The sequence below is a fragment of the Mediterraneibacter catenae genome (genome assembly GCF_008691045.1).
In the GTDB taxonomy this organism is placed as follows: Bacteria; Bacillota; Clostridia; order Lachnospirales; family Lachnospiraceae; genus Mediterraneibacter; species Mediterraneibacter ornithocaccae.
Genome location: NZ_VMSO01000006.1, coordinates 133,903 through 148,294, shown reverse-complemented (window position 1 = coordinate 148,294; position 14,392 = coordinate 133,903). Strand labels below are relative to the sequence as shown.

The window sequence follows — 14,392 nt, the reverse complement described above, 5'->3', positions numbered from 1 at the left end:
TGACTTCATCCGGACGCATAAGCGGAGCTACACACCGAAAGACTGGGTGATCATCCCCTCGGATATGCCTGCCGAATACAAAGACTATGGCTATTGGACGGTGCCTTATTTCCAGCAGAAAGCATCTGCTATCGGCCCCAGCACCCGTGCTTTGATCGATGCAGTCATTCAGAAATACGCTTATCCGGTGCAGTCATTCCGAAGCTGCTTTGGTATTCTGCGGTATGCGGAGAAGTACTCGCCGGAACTATCGCTGTAAGTTTGTAGACTATAGTGATCTGCTGGACGAACTGATCGTTCTCAACCGGCAGGAAGATCTGAATAAGTACCGTAAGAGGATCAAGTACTATGCACGGATCCAGCTGCTGTTCATTGATGATTTTGCCATAAGCAGGTATTCAGAAGAAGGGATCAAGATCCTGTATCATCTCATAAAACTTCGGGATGACCTTGGCACCTCCACACTCTTCAGCTGTCAGTATTCTCCAGATGAGTGGGGAAATCAGCTGAGTGACGAAAAGGAATGCTACGGTAAGCTTGACGGGATCAGACGCAGACTAACGACAGGATTTACTGTACTTATTGAGAAAGCATAGCTTTCTTCTGGAACACCGATCAATACTGATCAGCAGGGCGGAGCCCCTCTTGCCCTGCCGATCTCTAAAGCCGACCGCTTAATATGGCCTTGACTGGCCGGGAAATGCGGCCCTGCTGGCCGCGGAAAGTGGCTGTTTGCAACAGAAAAGCTGGCGGTTCCTGTCATACGATTTCCGGACAGATTAAGAAGATAGACGATTACCAAAAGCAAGTGATTCTGCTGGACAAGACGCGGATTGATATTGATTGCATTCTCAATATAGACGGAGAAATTTTTGGTCTTACAAATGAGTCAGAAACAGATTTTGATTAAGCTCATGACCGCCATACCGCGTTTTCAATGGTATCCGCAAAATCTGCAGACCATAGACTGCAGCAATTATATTTAATTCCTTATGCCCGGGCTTCGCGGTTTGCTTTGATGATACTTCCGAATTTAAAGTTTCTGTCCTGAAGAAGTTCACGTGCCAGACCGATGCGGTTGGTTTTGAAATGGAAAAACGGCCGTGCAGCAATCTCAATAATCTCAACAGGCTGCATGTATGCCTCAAGGCATTCTCTGATCTCATCTTCAAGATCCGCAACCGTATAGCCTTCCTTCGGAACAATATATAAATACGGTACGTAATATCCGGGATGCGTACTGTCCGGAACAACTACAAAGAATTCATCATCAATTCCTTCTATCTCCGCATCAGCAATCACATTTTCCATCGGAAGAGTCGCCAGATCTCCGCCGCCATAGCGAGGAGCGGTTCCTCTCGTCTGAACATAAAGAACACCGTCTTCATTCATAAAGCCGATATCTCCTGTATGAAGCCAGGTCATGCCATCTTCATGCACCTGAAGTGTCTTTGCGGTAGCTTCCGGATTATCATATCCAAGCATTAACCCCGGTCCGCTGATGCAGACCTCTCCGAGTACATTATAAGTAAGCTCATTCTGTGTACCCGGTTCAAAAATACTGATCGTATTAAAATAAGTAGGAACACCAACATTTCCGTATCCCATCGGATGCGGAGTCATCGGCATGGATACATTGGAGCCTGCCTCACTGCTTCCGTAACCGGTAGTCAGCCGGATGTTGCAGTTATGTGCTCTCAGAAATTCCTGAGCGTTTTTCATCTGTGTATTGTTGTAAGACTCCGATCCGACACCTGCCGCCTGCAGATGTGACATATCATAATCGTCCGGAATACGTCCGTTTCTCATAACAGTTTCCATAAAAATCGGAATGATCGGCCAGAACGTCGGCCGTGTACGCATCATCTCCAGATCCACATCTTCCACACGGCAGAACGGTGCAAGAATCAGCAGTTTATTTGAAGACAGCGCCATCAGATACATGGAAACCACAACTGCAACCAGACACGGCGGGAGGGACGTGATCAGCAGATTTGGTCTGAAGCCATCTCCTCCGGCATAAAAATTCATCTGTGCCACTACCGAAAGCATGGTATGAGCGGAATGAGTTACCTGTTTGGAAGGACCTGTGGAACCGCTGGTGTACGCACGGAAAAGCGGACGATGGATATCAACCGGAGCTTCCACAATACCGGTATAAGAATCTCCCATCATCAGGAAATCTTCCCAGCTGATTACAGCGGAACCATGAGCACTCTCAGAAGAATATCTCTCTTTCAGGCTCTTCTGTACATAATCCGGAAGATCCTCAAAATCACAGGACGTACAGGCTTTGACCAGAATAACTTTTTCAACATCTGTCTCTGACAGATATTTCTCCAGTTCCTGCTGTGACAGATAATCATGCGCAATCATAGCTTTTGCGCCTGATTTTGCTACCGCCTCAACATTTTCCTGAATTGTATTGTCCCGGCAGATCAAAGATGCACCGATCTTTTCCGCTGCCAGCAGAATCGGAATAAACTCCGGAACCGAAAGCAAAAACACCGGAATCTGATCTCCTTCTTTAAATCCCATTGCTCTGAGAGAACGCGCAACCTTTTCCGTCTGATCGAAAACAGTCTTCCAAAGAACTTCTTTTCCATAAAAATCAATTGCGGCTACATCTTCTCCCGGACAATAACTTTTCAGATATTCAAGCACCGTACATTTCGGTTCTTTTATCATCTGTCTGAGCTGCTCCGGATAATACTTCAGCCACGGGCGATCTACGCTTGGTTTTCCTGTCAGATTACTCATATTATTCAATCTCCTTCCTTTTTCATCACGTAGTAAAAACGACTATGTGTTTGTTATATCACAATATTTTCCATAAACCTACTGAATCAAAATGAATAAATATGATTCCCGTGGAATTTCAGACACATGTTCCATCCGTCAAAGCTTCCTTCTCCGCAAAAATCCCCTGCATCACATGCTGAATATTTGCAGCTATCACTTCCTTATTTTTCACAATCCCTTTTTCCTCCGACTTCCAGATAACTTCAAATGTCTTTGAAAACTTTTCTCTCATATCAACACGGTTGATCAGCAGCAGGTTGTTCTGAGCTTCATCAAGTCTGAGATAAGAAACCATTTCACTCAGGAAAAGGCAATGTCTGTCATTGTATTCAAGATCCGTTATAATTCTGCCTTCTATCATATAAACCTGTACATTGGGATGATTGCATACAAGATCCATAAAATACTCCAGGCAGCGTTTCTGCTGTCTTGCGTTCAGCTGTATTTTGCAGTTATAAAAATCAATCTTTCGTTCAACAATCAGATTATAAAATGTCGTCTTGTAAATCAGAATACGGATATCCGATTCCTCGATAATTCTGGATGTCATCCGATAAACCGACCGCGGCTGTTCCGGTCTGACTGTACCGGTCTTCGCTTCCCCAGTGGTTTTCTCCAACATTTCAACAATCTCCTCAAAAACATCTTCCGGCAGAAAATGTTCCGTCAGATGGCCGATAATCCAGGACTGTCTCAGAGAAAGCATTCCATGGATGTACACTATAGTTGAAGTAAAATACTCCAACTTCAACTTTTCGATTTGATCTGGCATCTCTGCTGTATCATGTCAGACCATGGCATCAGCTCTTCTATACCTTCGGGCTCATTTTTGTAGTCCGGCATATAGAGCAGTACAGTCTCCAGATATGCGTAGATGTTCAGATTGTTGAGTTTTGCAGTTTCTACTAAACTGTAAATGATGGAACTGGCCCGGGCGCCTTTTACAGTATCATGGAACAGGAAGTTTTTCCGCCCTATCGCATAGGGGCGGGCGATATTTTCTGCGATATTGTTCGATATGGAGCACCGCCCATCCAACAGGTAGTTCTCCATATATGGGCAACATCAATGATATTCAGGCAAGAGGAAACCTGATGTGGGATTCGGCAATGGCGGAAAACGGCATTCTGAAAGTCGGAAGGGTGACAGATTTCCAGGCACATCAGCTTGAACATCAGCTGGGAGCATATACAGACTGTAATCACGGTCAGGGACTGGCAGTGATCCACCCGGCATATTACCGCCATATTGTGAAAGACGCGGAAGAGAAATTTACGAGATTTGCAAAAGAAGTCTTTGGCGCAGATACAGCGGAGAAAGGTGTAGAGGCACTCGCTGACTTTATCAAAGAGTGCGGCCTGCCGACGAAGATGGGCGAGTTGAAGTCAAAGGTCGAGATCACACCGGAGGTTCTCAGAAATGTAGCTGACACATGTAATGTGATCAAGTGCAATCCGAGAGAGCTGAGCCGTGATGAGATCTATGACATCCTGATGGAGTGTATGTAAATTGAATGAAGCGGGTTTCGAGTATCCGCTTTTAATATAAAAGAGATAAAACGTGCAGAGAGAAAGGCGTGATCTGCCCGCGGGAGCTGATTTGCCCGCAGGCAGACGCGCCTTTTTCTCTCGCAAAGGGAAGGAGAAGAAAAGGATGGGAATATGGCTGATCACAGGCTGCTCCGGCGGTCTCGGAAAATGAACAGGCAGGAGGCGATAAAAGATGATACATGCAGATACAAAAGTAACAGATGTAATAGATAATCCGCTCTTTGCAGGATATGGCAGGCTGATATTTCCCACAGCTTTCGGAAGGCCGTCTGCGTCCATGACTCTTGACGAGGTCGGTTCTCTGCTGATCTATCACAACTATGTGAATACCGATACAACCATCGATGTGATCCGGGAGATGGAGGCGCGGAGAAAGCAGGGAGAAAAAATCTTTTATGATATTTATACAGAGCAGGAGAAACGCCGGGATCCGGAAAAGCGGGACACAGGTCTTTTCTTCTTCAGGGGCGGCGCCAATGCTCCCTTCGCCGTGATCTGCGCAGGAGGCGGGTTCTATTATGTGGGCTCAATACATGAGAGCCTGCCTCATGCACTGGAACTCTCCCGGATGGGATATAATGGATTCGCGCTTGTATACCGGACGAGTACAGCGGATACCGCGTGTGAGGATCTGGCAAGGGCAATCCGGTTTATTTTCGACCATGCAAAAGAACTGGGCGTGGACACGAGAGGGTATTCTCTCTGGGGCGGGATCGCTGACTGGCGCGTGATAAAAAGGCGTCTGGAATGTCTGGAGGCATTTGGCACGGATACGGAATTCCATCTCTATCCCGGTTTGCGGCATGGATTCGGACTGGGTATCGGAACGGAGGCGGAAGGATGGATCAATGATGCTGTCGCCTTCTGGGAAAGAAACAGGAAAAGAGGCGGTGTAAATTGAAACGGAGAACAATAGCGTTACTTTTAGCAGGAATGATGCTTTTGTTGAGCGGATGCGGCAGCGGGGAAAACACTGGCGTGGATGCAGGTGCGGCACAGACATCCGGTTCTGCGGAAGATACGGCACAGACAGAAGGCGGACAGCAGGACGGCGATCAGGGCGGTTCATCGGATGTTCAGGAACCATCCGGCACAGTGACCGAGGGAACGGAAGAGTATCGAGGGTTCACGCTGGATAATGTCCTTCACTCAGAGAATAACGGGGATGCCCAGATGCCGGTCGTATCGTCCCGTTACTGGAATATGGTACACGGACAGACGCCGGATCAGGTGCTCGAGGACACTGAAGGAGTCCAGATCATGCGTGTGCTCGGCAAAAATATGGCGTGGCTGTTAAAGAGCATCGAGGCTGGAAGAAAAGCGGGGATTACGCAGCCGGAGAAAGAACAGCGCATCAGCACGAATTATATCCGGTAATACAGGATATCTGTAGTCAGACGGCGGATGCCGGGGACATACATATGCTGCGTAATAAAAAAGAATCCAAATTGAAAAGAGAAAAAAGCAGGAGGGAAAAAGATGGAGTACCGTGAACTTGGAAACACAGGATTGAAAGTCAGTGAGATCGGACTCGGATGCGAGGGATTTTCCGAGGATGAATACCGCAATACAAAGAGACTCTTCGATGAGGCAGAACGGCAGGGAGTCAACTATTTCGACCTTTATGCGTCGGACCCGAAAGTGCGCGCAAGTGTGGGCGAGGCACTGGAAGGGAGAAGAGAGAAATTTATCATCCAGTCCCATATCTGCTCCGTGTGGAAGAACGGACAGTACAAGCGTACCCGCAACATCGATGAGGTGAAAGCAGGGATGAAAGAGATGATGTCTCTCCTTAAAACGGACTATATCGACGTGGGCATGATCCATTATGTAGATTCTCTGGCGGACTGGAAGGAGATTGCCGAAGGTCCGGTACTGGCGTATGCAAAAGAACTGAAAGACAAAGGGGTGATTCGCCACATCGGTCTGAGCAGCCATAATCCGCAGGTGGCTCTTGAGGCGGTAAAGAGCGGCAATATTGAGGTGCTCATGTTCAGCGTGAATCCGTGCTATGACCTGCAGCCTGCCAGTGAAGACGTGGAGGAATTGTGGGCAGAGAAGAACTATGAGGAGCATCTTGTCAACATGGACCCGGAGCGTCAGGAACTCTACGAAGTCTGTCAGCGGATGGGCGTGGGTATTACGGTCATGAAGGCGTTTGGCGGCGGAGATCTGCTCGATGAGAAACTCTCTCCGGCAGGAAAGGCGCTCACCGTGAACCAGTGTCTGCATTATGCGCTCACAAGACCGGCAGTCGCCACAGTGCTCTCCGGAGCACATTCAGTCGAGCAGCTTCGGATCAGCCTTGCCTATGAAGACGCGACAGAAGAAGAGAGAGACTATGCCCCTGCTTTTGCATCTTTTCCGAACATAAGCTGGGAAGGGCACTGTATGTACTGCAGCCACTGTGCTCCGTGCCCGAAGAAGATCGATGTTGCGTCCGTTACGAAGTTCCTGAATCTGGCGAAAGCTCAGGGAAATGTGCCTGAGACAGTGAGGGAGCATTATGAAGTGCTGCCGCATCATGCAGGAGAGTGCATCCGGTGCGGTGCGTGCGAGACTAGATGTCCGTTCAAAGTGGAGATCATGGAGAATATGAGACAGGCGGCAGAAATCTTCGGAAAATAAATCATATAGACATCCCGCGGATATCAGTGCTACAATATCCCGGGAGGATGACAGACATGGGTAAAAAAGACGAAAAGACAAATGTCATGCGGATATTGGAGCAGAAAAAGATACCGTATAACAGTTACAACTATCTCAGCACCGGGGCCATAGGCGGCGTAGAAGTAGCGCAGGCGCTCGGCGAGGATCCGGATATCGTGTTCAAGACACTGGTTACAGTGGGTAAGACTAAGGAACATTATGTGTTTGTAATTCCGGTGGAAAAAGAGCTGAATTTAAAGAAAGCGGCTAAGAGTGTTGGTGAGAAGAGCATCGAGATGATCAAACAGAAGGAGCTTCTTCCCCTGACCGGATATGTCCATGGCGGCTGCTCGCCGATCGGCATGAAGAAGCAGTTTACCACAACGATCGATAAGAGTGCAGGTGAACATGAGAAGATCATCTTCAGCGCAGGAAAGATAGGATATCAGGTTGAAGTGGCGCTTGCGGATCTGGAGAAAGTGGTCCGTTTTCAGCTTGCTGAAGTGGCGGAATAAAACAATCCCCTAACGGTACTGTTTCGGTGTCAGACCGGTGTACTTCTTAAATACTTTTGAGAAATAACTCTGGTCCTCAAAACCGGTCGCCACTGCGATATCGATGATAGAGAAATCTGTATTTGCCAGCAGCCGCTTGCTCTCCTCGATCCGCACCATGTTCAGATATTCCTTGAAGGCGGAGCCGGTGGAATTCTTGAACAAAGTGGAGAAGTATGAGGGGTGCAGGTGGACATGGGCGGCAACTTCCTCCAGGGTCAGCGGAGTGTTAAAATGGTCGGAGATATAGAGCATGGCCTTTTTAATGATCTCGCTGTTCCGTGAGGGGATGTAGTTGAACATGCTCTCCGAGAAAGTCTCCACGATCTCCTGTAATTTGTGGCACAGTGTATCCATTGAGTTGATCTGCTGCAGGTTCTGGAGAAACTGGTTATTCAGCTTAAGGATGCTGTCTGTCGGGGCTCCGCCTTCTATAGCTGTCCGGGACAAGAGTGAGCAAAGCTCTATGGCACGCGGCTTGACTGCTTCCAGACTGTTCCCCTGGGAAAAAAGTACATAACCCAGCAGGTCGTTCAGCACGGCATTTGCTTCGCTGACATCACCCTGTTTCACTCTGGCGATCAGCTCTTTTTCTTTCTCGTACGGATAGGAATCTTTCTGTATGGTCCCGTTTTTGTAACGCTGGATCGATTCGCTGATCCTGGACTGCTGCAGGAGCTTCTGGCTGTTCTGGCGCAGCTCTTTCTTACTCTCTGTGATCAGGTTGGAGAACAGGTAAAAGAGCAGATGGCTGATGTGGTTGACGCGGGCAGGAGTGATCAGAGGCAGGGCGCCTGCCTCATCATAGAGCTCCAGGGCATCGTCCATCGGGATACGGTACCGTTTGGAAATATCAGATATCAGGATCGAGTCAGGAGCGTCCATCAGGAAAGGACCGACCAGTATCGATCCGAGGAAACTCTGTTTGCTGATGAGTGGGTATACTATATGGTTTAAATCTGCATGGCAGGCGAATATGTAAGGTTCTCCGAGGGAGACGGCCTTTTTGCTGGCTGATATATGCAGTTTTTCGCAGGTCTCCGAGACAGGAAGGTGCTTCTGGAAAAGCCGGCAGAAAGTCGGTGTGTCGCCGACAGAGACGAGAATCTCTCCAACCTCGTTGATGATCTGGATCGGCAGGTCAATGCATGCATTAAATGTCTCGGCCATGGAGCGGATAGTCTGTTCCGGAACAAGTGTGTACAGTGCGGGTTTCAAAGAGCGCCCTCCTTTGCATAAATGGTATAAAAATCATAACATATTTTAGGAAAAAATGATAGAAATATGTGGTTTTAAGAAAAAATATACTAGTAATCCAAAATAATTGCAAAAAAAGAATGTATAACAAATTATAATAAAATATAATGATACTGGGGTCAAAAGGTATTTTGGCCCCTATGCTTTTTGTGGTGACACGACTCTGCGGATATGTTATATTTATCAAAGAGCGTTTTAGGAAATACTGCGGGCGTATGCCGTTATGTCGTAAAAGACACGGCAATACAAAGGAAAGGGAGGTGAGACGATGCTGCGCTATACTTGGAAACGGATACTGACAGGCATCCTCTCACTTTTTGTACTTGTGACAGTGACTTTTTTTCTCGTTCGCCTTATCCCCGGAAGTCCGTTCCGGCAGGGTGGGGTGTCTGAGCAGGTGGTCGAGACGATCGAGCAGGAATACGGTCTGAACGAGCCGGTACTGACACAGTATTTTTCATATATAGGGAATGTGCTCAGGGGGGATTTGGGAGTCTCTTATCAGGATCCTGCAACCCGGGTGACGGAGATCATAGCGAGGGCATGGCCGGTCACGGCGTCGATCGGTATCACGGCTCTGGCGGTATCGGTCCTTCTGGGAACCGGACTGGGGATCTTAAGAGCAGTCACGAAGAGACGTTTTGTAAGAGAATTGATTTCGGCAGGCGGGATGCTGGCAGCGGGAATACCCGGTTTTGCGGCTGCGATCCTCCTGCTTTTAGTATTCAGTGTAAAATTAAAATGGCTGCCGGCATCCGGACTTTTAAGTCCTGCTCATTATATTCTGCCGGTCACGGCTCTGTCTCTATACCCTGCGGCGATGATCGCAAGACTGGTGGGGAATACACTTGATTCAGAATTGCAGAAGGATTATGTATTATTTGCCAGGGCAAAAGGAATAGGGAAATGGCAGATCATTTTTACGCATGCTCTTAAGAATGCTTATCTGCCGGTCCTTAACTATATCGGGCCGGCTTCGGCCTCACTGCTCACAGGGAGCTTTGTGATAGAGAGCATCTTTACTATCCCGGGGCTCGGACGGGAATTTGTAGGTTCGATCACGAACCGGGATTATACGCTGATCCTCGGTCTGACCGTATTTATGGGAGCTGTGGTGATCATTGTCAATCTGCTGACAGATCTTCTATGCGCGTGGCTGGACCCGCAGACGCGCCGGGCGTACAAAAAAGCCGGGGACAGTGCAAAGTAACTGCAGATCGATTTAAGGAGGAAATGCCATGCTGCGCCGGATACGACAGCACTGGAAAAACTACATAGGAAACAGCCGGATGGCGCTCATCGGATGCACTATACTTGGGATATGGATCGTGCTTGCAGTAGCAGTGCCGCTGTTCGGACCGTGGTCATATTCAGAGCAGAACGCTGAAATACGCAACCAGGGAGCTTCTTTACTGCACTGGTTCGGAACAGACCGGTTCGGGCGCGATCTGTTTACGCGCGTGTGGTACGGAGCCGGGATCAGCCTGGCTGTGGGCATTTTCAGCACGCTTATAAACGGTATTATCGGTGTACTCTACGGCGCGGTGTCCGGTTATGCGGGAGGGCGCACTGATATGGCGCTCATGCGGATCGCGGATATAATCTACGCAATTCCGTCCATGCTTTATGTGATTCTGATCACACTTGTCATGGGTGCAGGCGTAGGAAGCATGATTCTGGGATTATGTGTCGCAGGCTGGATCAGTATGGCGCGGATCGCCAGAGGAGAGATCATAAAACTGAAAGAGACGGAATATGCCTATGCAGCGCGGATGGAAGGGATAAGTCCTCTGCGTATCCTGCTGAAGCATCTTCTTCCGAACGCCGCAGGAACGATTGTGGTCAATATGATCTTCCTTGTGCCCCAGGCGATTTTTACCGAAGCTTTTCTGAGCTTCCTCGGAGTGGGGATCGCCGCGCCGGCGGCCAGCCTCGGGACGATCATTCAGGAGGCGCGGAGTCAGATGATGCTCTATCCGTATCAGATGATCTTCCCGCTTATCGTACTCTGCGTGATGCTGCTCGCTCTTAATATGGCGGGAACGGCAGTGGAGCAGAGAGTGGGACAACATTCGGGAAAAGGAACAGGAAACAGATGAGTGTGCTGGATGTGAGGAATCTGAGCGTACAGTATCCGACGGAAAACGGCGCTGCAGAGATTGTAAAAGACATCAGTTTCAAAGTGGAGAAAGGCGAGATCGCGGGTCTCGTGGGAGAGTCCGGCTCAGGAAAGAGTACGGCCATGCTGGCGGTGATGGGGCTGTTGGGCGAACGTGCATCTGTCCGGTATGATCAGATCACGGTCAGCGGAGAAGCACCTGTGCCGGGGAAGAACGTGGCAATGATCTTTCAGGACTCTTTGAGCTGCCTGAATCCGTCAGTCAAGATCGGAAGACAGATAATGGAGACAGTGCGGTCACGGCGCAAATGCAGCAGAAAAGAAGCGGCATCCCGTTCACAGGAGCTGCTGGAAATGGCGGGGATCCGCAATCCTGAACTCAGGATGCGGCAGTATCCCTTTGAACTTTCCGGCGGAATGCGCCAGAGAGTAGTCCTCGCTATAGCGCTTGCGTGCGAGCCGGAACTCATTATAGCGGATGAGCCGACAACAGCCCTGGACGCCCTTGTCCAGGCACAGATCCTGCAGCTCTTTAAGCGGATCGTCCGTGAGACGGGAACTTCTATGCTCATGGTAAGTCACGATATGGGAGTGACTGCGGCGCTGTGCAGCAGAGTGTATGTCATGCATGGGGGAAGGATCGAAGAGAGCGGCACGGCGGAAGATATTTTTTATTCTCCGTCAGAAGAGTATACGAAACTCCTTCTCAGAGACGCACGCGGCGGCAGCCTGTCGGGTATGAAGAAAGAGGACAGTCTTGCCGGGCAGGCGGATAAATGCAGAGCGGAAGATGAACCGATCCTCAAGATGGAGCATGTTACGAAGATATTCGATGCGAGTGAGGGTATCCGCGATCTGTCGCTGGAGATAAGATCGGGCGAGATCCTGGCACTTGTGGGCGAGAGCGGGAGCGGAAAGACTACTGCGGCGCGCATACTTACAGGGATGCTTACAGAAGATGAAGGCACGGTGTATTATCACGGGAAGGTGCTGGACCGCCGGAAACGTATGGAATTATTTGAAGGAAGAGTACAGATGGTGTTCCAGGACCCGTATGCGTCGCTCAATCCATGCCTGACTGTGCGGGAGGCACTTGCAGAGGCGCTTGAAGCCGCCGCATGCAGGAAAAGTGTGAAAACGGACCGTGACAGAATGATGCAGGCCCGGACAGATGAAAAGATTGATGAAATGCTCAGGATGACGGGCTTAACGCCCGAGGATGCAGACCGATATCCACGGGATTTCTCCGGCGGTCAGCGGCAGCGCATCGGGATTGCCCGGGCACTTATTGTGGAGCCGGAGATCCTTGTATGTGATGAAGCGCTCTCTTCACTGGATGCGACTACCAGAGAGCAGATACTGGAACTGATCTTCCAGATACAGAGAAAGATCGGATTCGCCTGTCTGTTCATCTCACACGATATGCATGTGGTCCGAAGGATCAGTGACCGGATCGGCGTCATGTACGGGGGACATATCGTGGAGACGGGAAAGACGAAAAAGATCTGTGCCGATCCATGGCATCCTTATACAAAGCAGCTTATCGAAGCCGTGCCGGAACCTGATCCGATCAGGGCGGCTAAGATAAAGGCTGCACCGGTAAAAGACAGTGCGGACATCAATCCGTCCGGATGTGCCTTTGCCGGAAGATGCGGATACGCAATGGAGTGCTGCGGTTCGGAAATCCCGGAGGATTATGCATTTGAGGGGAGGGAGATATTCTGTTTTCTGTACTCCGACAGACACAGCGGCAGGAGAAGCAGCGACTACAGGATGACTTCGCAAATATAGCTTTCAGGAACAATGTAGACAGAAGATAGTAAGGAGATACGACATGAGGAAAAAACTGACAGCAGTATTACTTGCATTGACACTGCTCTGTACAGGGATACTGAGCGGATGCGTCACGGCTGATCCGTCAGCAGACGGAGAGGGAAAAGAGATTACAGTGGCGATCAGCAGCGACACGGGAACGATGGATCCTGCCGGGGCCATTGCCCTTACTTATCTCGCCTATTCCGTGAGCGCACTTGATGAACTGCTTACATATGATGAGAACGGTGATATCGAGTATCGGGCGGCAGAGAGTTATGAGGTAAATGACGATTCTACAGTATGGACGTTTCACTTAAGAGAGGACGCCCTCTGGTCAGACGGATCTCCAGTGACATCAGCTGATTTCCTGAATACGATCACGCGCGCTCTTGATCCGGCTTCTGGAAGCGGCTATGCAAACTATCTGTTCCCAATCGAGAATGCGGAAGCCATCTATAACGGTGAGGCGGATATGGACACGCTGGGTGTGGAGACCCCGGACGACCATACGCTTATCTTCCATCTGGCGGAACCTTGTGTCTATTTCCTCGACCTGCTGCGGCTTCCCGTTTACACGCCGTCCTGTTCAGAACACGCGGATTCTGTGGACAGCGGATGGGACCGAGATCCGGAGACAAGCCTGGCCAACGGCCCGTTCCGTCTGGCAGAATATGTCCCGGAACAGTATTTCGTTCTCGAGAAGAACGAATATTATTGGAATGCGGATGAAATAAACCTGGATACGATCACCTACCGTTTCTTTGACGACACTCAGTCAATGGCAAATGCATATGAAGCGGGGGAAGTGGACGTTGCCACATCGCTTTCTTCTACAGTCATGGAGGCGTATGAAGGTGCAGAAGATCTGTTTGTGACTGATCAGATCGCAACGAGATACATTTATATGAACCTGAATGTTGAGCCGTTGAATGACGTCCGTGTCAGAGAAGCCATCAATCTGGCCATCAACAGAGAAGAACTCTGTCAGATCGTAGGAAGCGACACAGAGCCTACTTACAATCTGGTGGCGAAGTATATGAAAGACAAGACAACGGGAGAATACTTTGTAGATGAGGCAGAGCAGCCTTTTGAGGAAAATGTGGAACGGGCAAGAGAACTTCTGGCAGAGGCAGGGTATCCGAATGGAGAAGGATTCCCCGAACTTACCTACAACTATCCGACGCTGGAGATGGACTCGGATACGGCTCAGGTAATCCAGGAGCAGTTAAAGGAAAATCTGAATATCACGATCAACCTTGAAGCCCAGGAGCTCCAGGCAAATTATTCTACGAGATATGCGGGGGACTTTGACCTGTGCCGTATGAACTGGACAGCGGATTTCGCAGATCCGTATACGTATCTGTCTATGCTGTTATCCAACAGTACATATAACTGCAGCGGTATTAATGATTCCGAATATGACTCCATTGTGAATGCGTCAAGTTCCGAAGCAGATTCCGTAAAACGTTCGGAACTGCTCCATCAGGCAGAGCAGCTTGCAGTGGGAGAGCAGTTTTATATTATCCCGCTGTATGCAATGAAGAGTGTGAATCTTGTGAATCCGGATATAACGGGCATCCGTCAGATTCCGGCGAGCGGAGCGCTTGAGTACCGGTATGCGGATATCTGAGATATGTTCTGTGGGG

13 protein-coding genes and 2 pseudogenes are annotated in these 14,392 nt (G+C 49.3%); 11 read left to right on the top strand and 4 right to left on the bottom strand.

Annotated features, from left to right (window positions below):
* Nucleotides 1-259, top strand: a pseudogene (locus FNY66_RS15760) (hypothetical protein); the annotation flags it as partial.
* Nucleotides 225-596, top strand: coding sequence for an ATP-binding protein (locus tag FNY66_RS06785; RefSeq protein WP_229409462.1), 372 nt, complete (start codon nucleotides 225-227; stop codon nucleotides 594-596). The pseudogene FNY66_RS15760 and the gene FNY66_RS06785, both read left to right, overlap by 35 nt.
* A gap of 394 nt (nucleotides 597-990) precedes the next feature.
* Here the strand turns inward: FNY66_RS06785 and FNY66_RS06775 are convergent, their stop codons facing one another.
* From FNY66_RS06775 to FNY66_RS06765, 3 genes and pseudogenes are all read right to left on the bottom strand, one after another.
* Entirely contained in the window at nucleotides 991-2,760 is a 1,770-nt protein-coding gene (locus FNY66_RS06775) for a class I adenylate-forming enzyme family protein (protein ID WP_087151878.1), read from the bottom strand.
* Nucleotides 2,761-2,878: 118 nt separating this feature from the next.
* Nucleotides 2,879-3,424, bottom strand: a complete 546-nt coding sequence (locus FNY66_RS06770) for a hypothetical protein (RefSeq protein WP_150310652.1) — start codon at nucleotides 3,422-3,424, stop codon at nucleotides 2,879-2,881.
* A gap of 125 nt (nucleotides 3,425-3,549) precedes the next feature.
* Nucleotides 3,550-3,861: pseudogene (locus FNY66_RS06765) on the bottom strand (transposase domain-containing protein); the annotation flags it as partial.
* A gap of 5 nt (nucleotides 3,862-3,866) precedes the next feature.
* On the opposite strand from FNY66_RS06765, the gene FNY66_RS06760 reads away from it, so the two are divergent.
* The 5 genes from FNY66_RS06760 to ybaK all read left to right on the top strand — a co-directional run bounded on the left by FNY66_RS06760 (nucleotide 3,867) and on the right by ybaK (nucleotide 7,516).
* Nucleotides 3,867-4,310 carry a hypothetical protein gene (locus FNY66_RS06760; protein WP_456299296.1) on the top strand — a complete coding sequence of 148 codons (444 nt, stop codon included), beginning with the start codon at nucleotides 3,867-3,869 and terminating at the stop codon, nucleotides 4,308-4,310.
* Nucleotides 4,311-4,524: 214 nt separating this feature from the next.
* Nucleotides 4,525-5,253, top strand: a complete 729-nt coding sequence (locus tag FNY66_RS06755) for an alpha/beta hydrolase (RefSeq protein WP_150310651.1) — start codon at nucleotides 4,525-4,527, stop codon at nucleotides 5,251-5,253.
* Complete coding sequence (locus FNY66_RS16040; RefSeq protein ID WP_330581291.1) at nucleotides 5,250-5,729, top strand: hypothetical protein; 480 nt, start codon at nucleotides 5,250-5,252, stop codon at nucleotides 5,727-5,729. The genes FNY66_RS06755 and FNY66_RS16040 overlap by 4 nt, the downstream gene beginning before the upstream one ends.
* A gap of 102 nt (nucleotides 5,730-5,831) precedes the next feature.
* Complete coding sequence (locus FNY66_RS06745; RefSeq protein WP_150310650.1) at nucleotides 5,832-6,980, top strand: aldo/keto reductase; 1,149 nt, start codon at nucleotides 5,832-5,834, stop codon at nucleotides 6,978-6,980.
* Nucleotides 6,981-7,036: 56 nt separating this feature from the next.
* Nucleotides 7,037-7,516, top strand: coding sequence for a Cys-tRNA(Pro) deacylase (gene ybaK / locus FNY66_RS06740; protein WP_087151875.1), 480 nt, complete (start codon nucleotides 7,037-7,039; stop codon nucleotides 7,514-7,516).
* Nucleotides 7,517-7,525: 9 nt separating this feature from the next.
* On the opposite strand, the gene FNY66_RS06735 is transcribed toward ybaK, so the two are convergent.
* Entirely contained in the window at nucleotides 7,526-8,773 is a 1,248-nt protein-coding gene (locus FNY66_RS06735; protein WP_150310649.1) for a PocR ligand-binding domain-containing protein, read from the bottom strand.
* Nucleotides 8,774-9,080: 307 nt separating this feature from the next.
* Between FNY66_RS06735 and FNY66_RS06730 the strand changes: the two genes are divergently transcribed.
* Genes FNY66_RS06730 through FNY66_RS06715 form a run of 4 tightly spaced genes read left to right on the top strand, consistent with a single transcriptional unit; the run spans nucleotide 9,081 to nucleotide 14,376 of the window.
* Entirely contained in the window at nucleotides 9,081-10,022 is a 942-nt protein-coding gene (locus FNY66_RS06730) for an ABC transporter permease (protein WP_150310648.1), read from the top strand.
* A 28-nt stretch (nucleotides 10,023-10,050) separates the two neighbouring features.
* Nucleotides 10,051-10,911: an ABC transporter permease gene (locus FNY66_RS06725; protein ID WP_150310647.1), complete on the top strand. Its 861-nt coding sequence runs from the start codon at nucleotides 10,051-10,053 to the stop codon at nucleotides 10,909-10,911.
* Nucleotides 10,908-12,722, top strand: a complete 1,815-nt coding sequence (locus FNY66_RS06720) for an ABC transporter ATP-binding protein (protein WP_150310646.1) — start codon at nucleotides 10,908-10,910, stop codon at nucleotides 12,720-12,722. The genes FNY66_RS06725 and FNY66_RS06720 overlap by 4 nt, the downstream gene beginning before the upstream one ends.
* Before the next feature lie 43 nt (nucleotides 12,723-12,765).
* Complete coding sequence (locus FNY66_RS06715; protein WP_150310645.1) at nucleotides 12,766-14,376, top strand: peptide ABC transporter substrate-binding protein; 1,611 nt, start codon at nucleotides 12,766-12,768, stop codon at nucleotides 14,374-14,376.
* Nucleotides 14,377-14,392 lie beyond the last annotated feature (16 nt).

What these genes read in the sequence shown, in the direction of transcription:
- FNY66_RS06775 (WP_087151878.1), bottom strand. Translation starts at nt 2,760, where the DNA reads ATGAGTAATCTGACAGGAAAACCAAGCGTAGATCGCCCGTGGCTGAAG.
- FNY66_RS06720 (WP_150310646.1), top strand. Translation starts at nt 10,908, where the DNA reads ATGAGTGTGCTGGATGTGAGGAATCTGAGCGTACAGTATCCGACGGAA.
- FNY66_RS06745 (WP_150310650.1), top strand. Translation starts at nt 5,832, where the DNA reads ATGGAGTACCGTGAACTTGGAAACACAGGATTGAAAGTCAGTGAGATC.
- FNY66_RS06715 (WP_150310645.1), top strand. Translation starts at nt 12,766, where the DNA reads ATGAGGAAAAAACTGACAGCAGTATTACTTGCATTGACACTGCTCTGT.
- FNY66_RS06755 (WP_150310651.1), top strand. Translation starts at nt 4,525, where the DNA reads ATGATACATGCAGATACAAAAGTAACAGATGTAATAGATAATCCGCTC.
- ybaK (WP_087151875.1), top strand. Translation starts at nt 7,037, where the DNA reads ATGGGTAAAAAAGACGAAAAGACAAATGTCATGCGGATATTGGAGCAG.
- FNY66_RS06770 (WP_150310652.1), bottom strand. Translation starts at nt 3,424, where the DNA reads ATGTTGGAGAAAACCACTGGGGAAGCGAAGACCGGTACAGTCAGACCG.
- FNY66_RS06730 (WP_150310648.1), top strand. Translation starts at nt 9,081, where the DNA reads ATGCTGCGCTATACTTGGAAACGGATACTGACAGGCATCCTCTCACTT.
- FNY66_RS06785 (WP_229409462.1), top strand. Translation starts at nt 225, where the DNA reads ATGCGGAGAAGTACTCGCCGGAACTATCGCTGTAAGTTTGTAGACTAT.
- FNY66_RS06725 (WP_150310647.1), top strand. Translation starts at nt 10,051, where the DNA reads ATGCTGCGCCGGATACGACAGCACTGGAAAAACTACATAGGAAACAGC.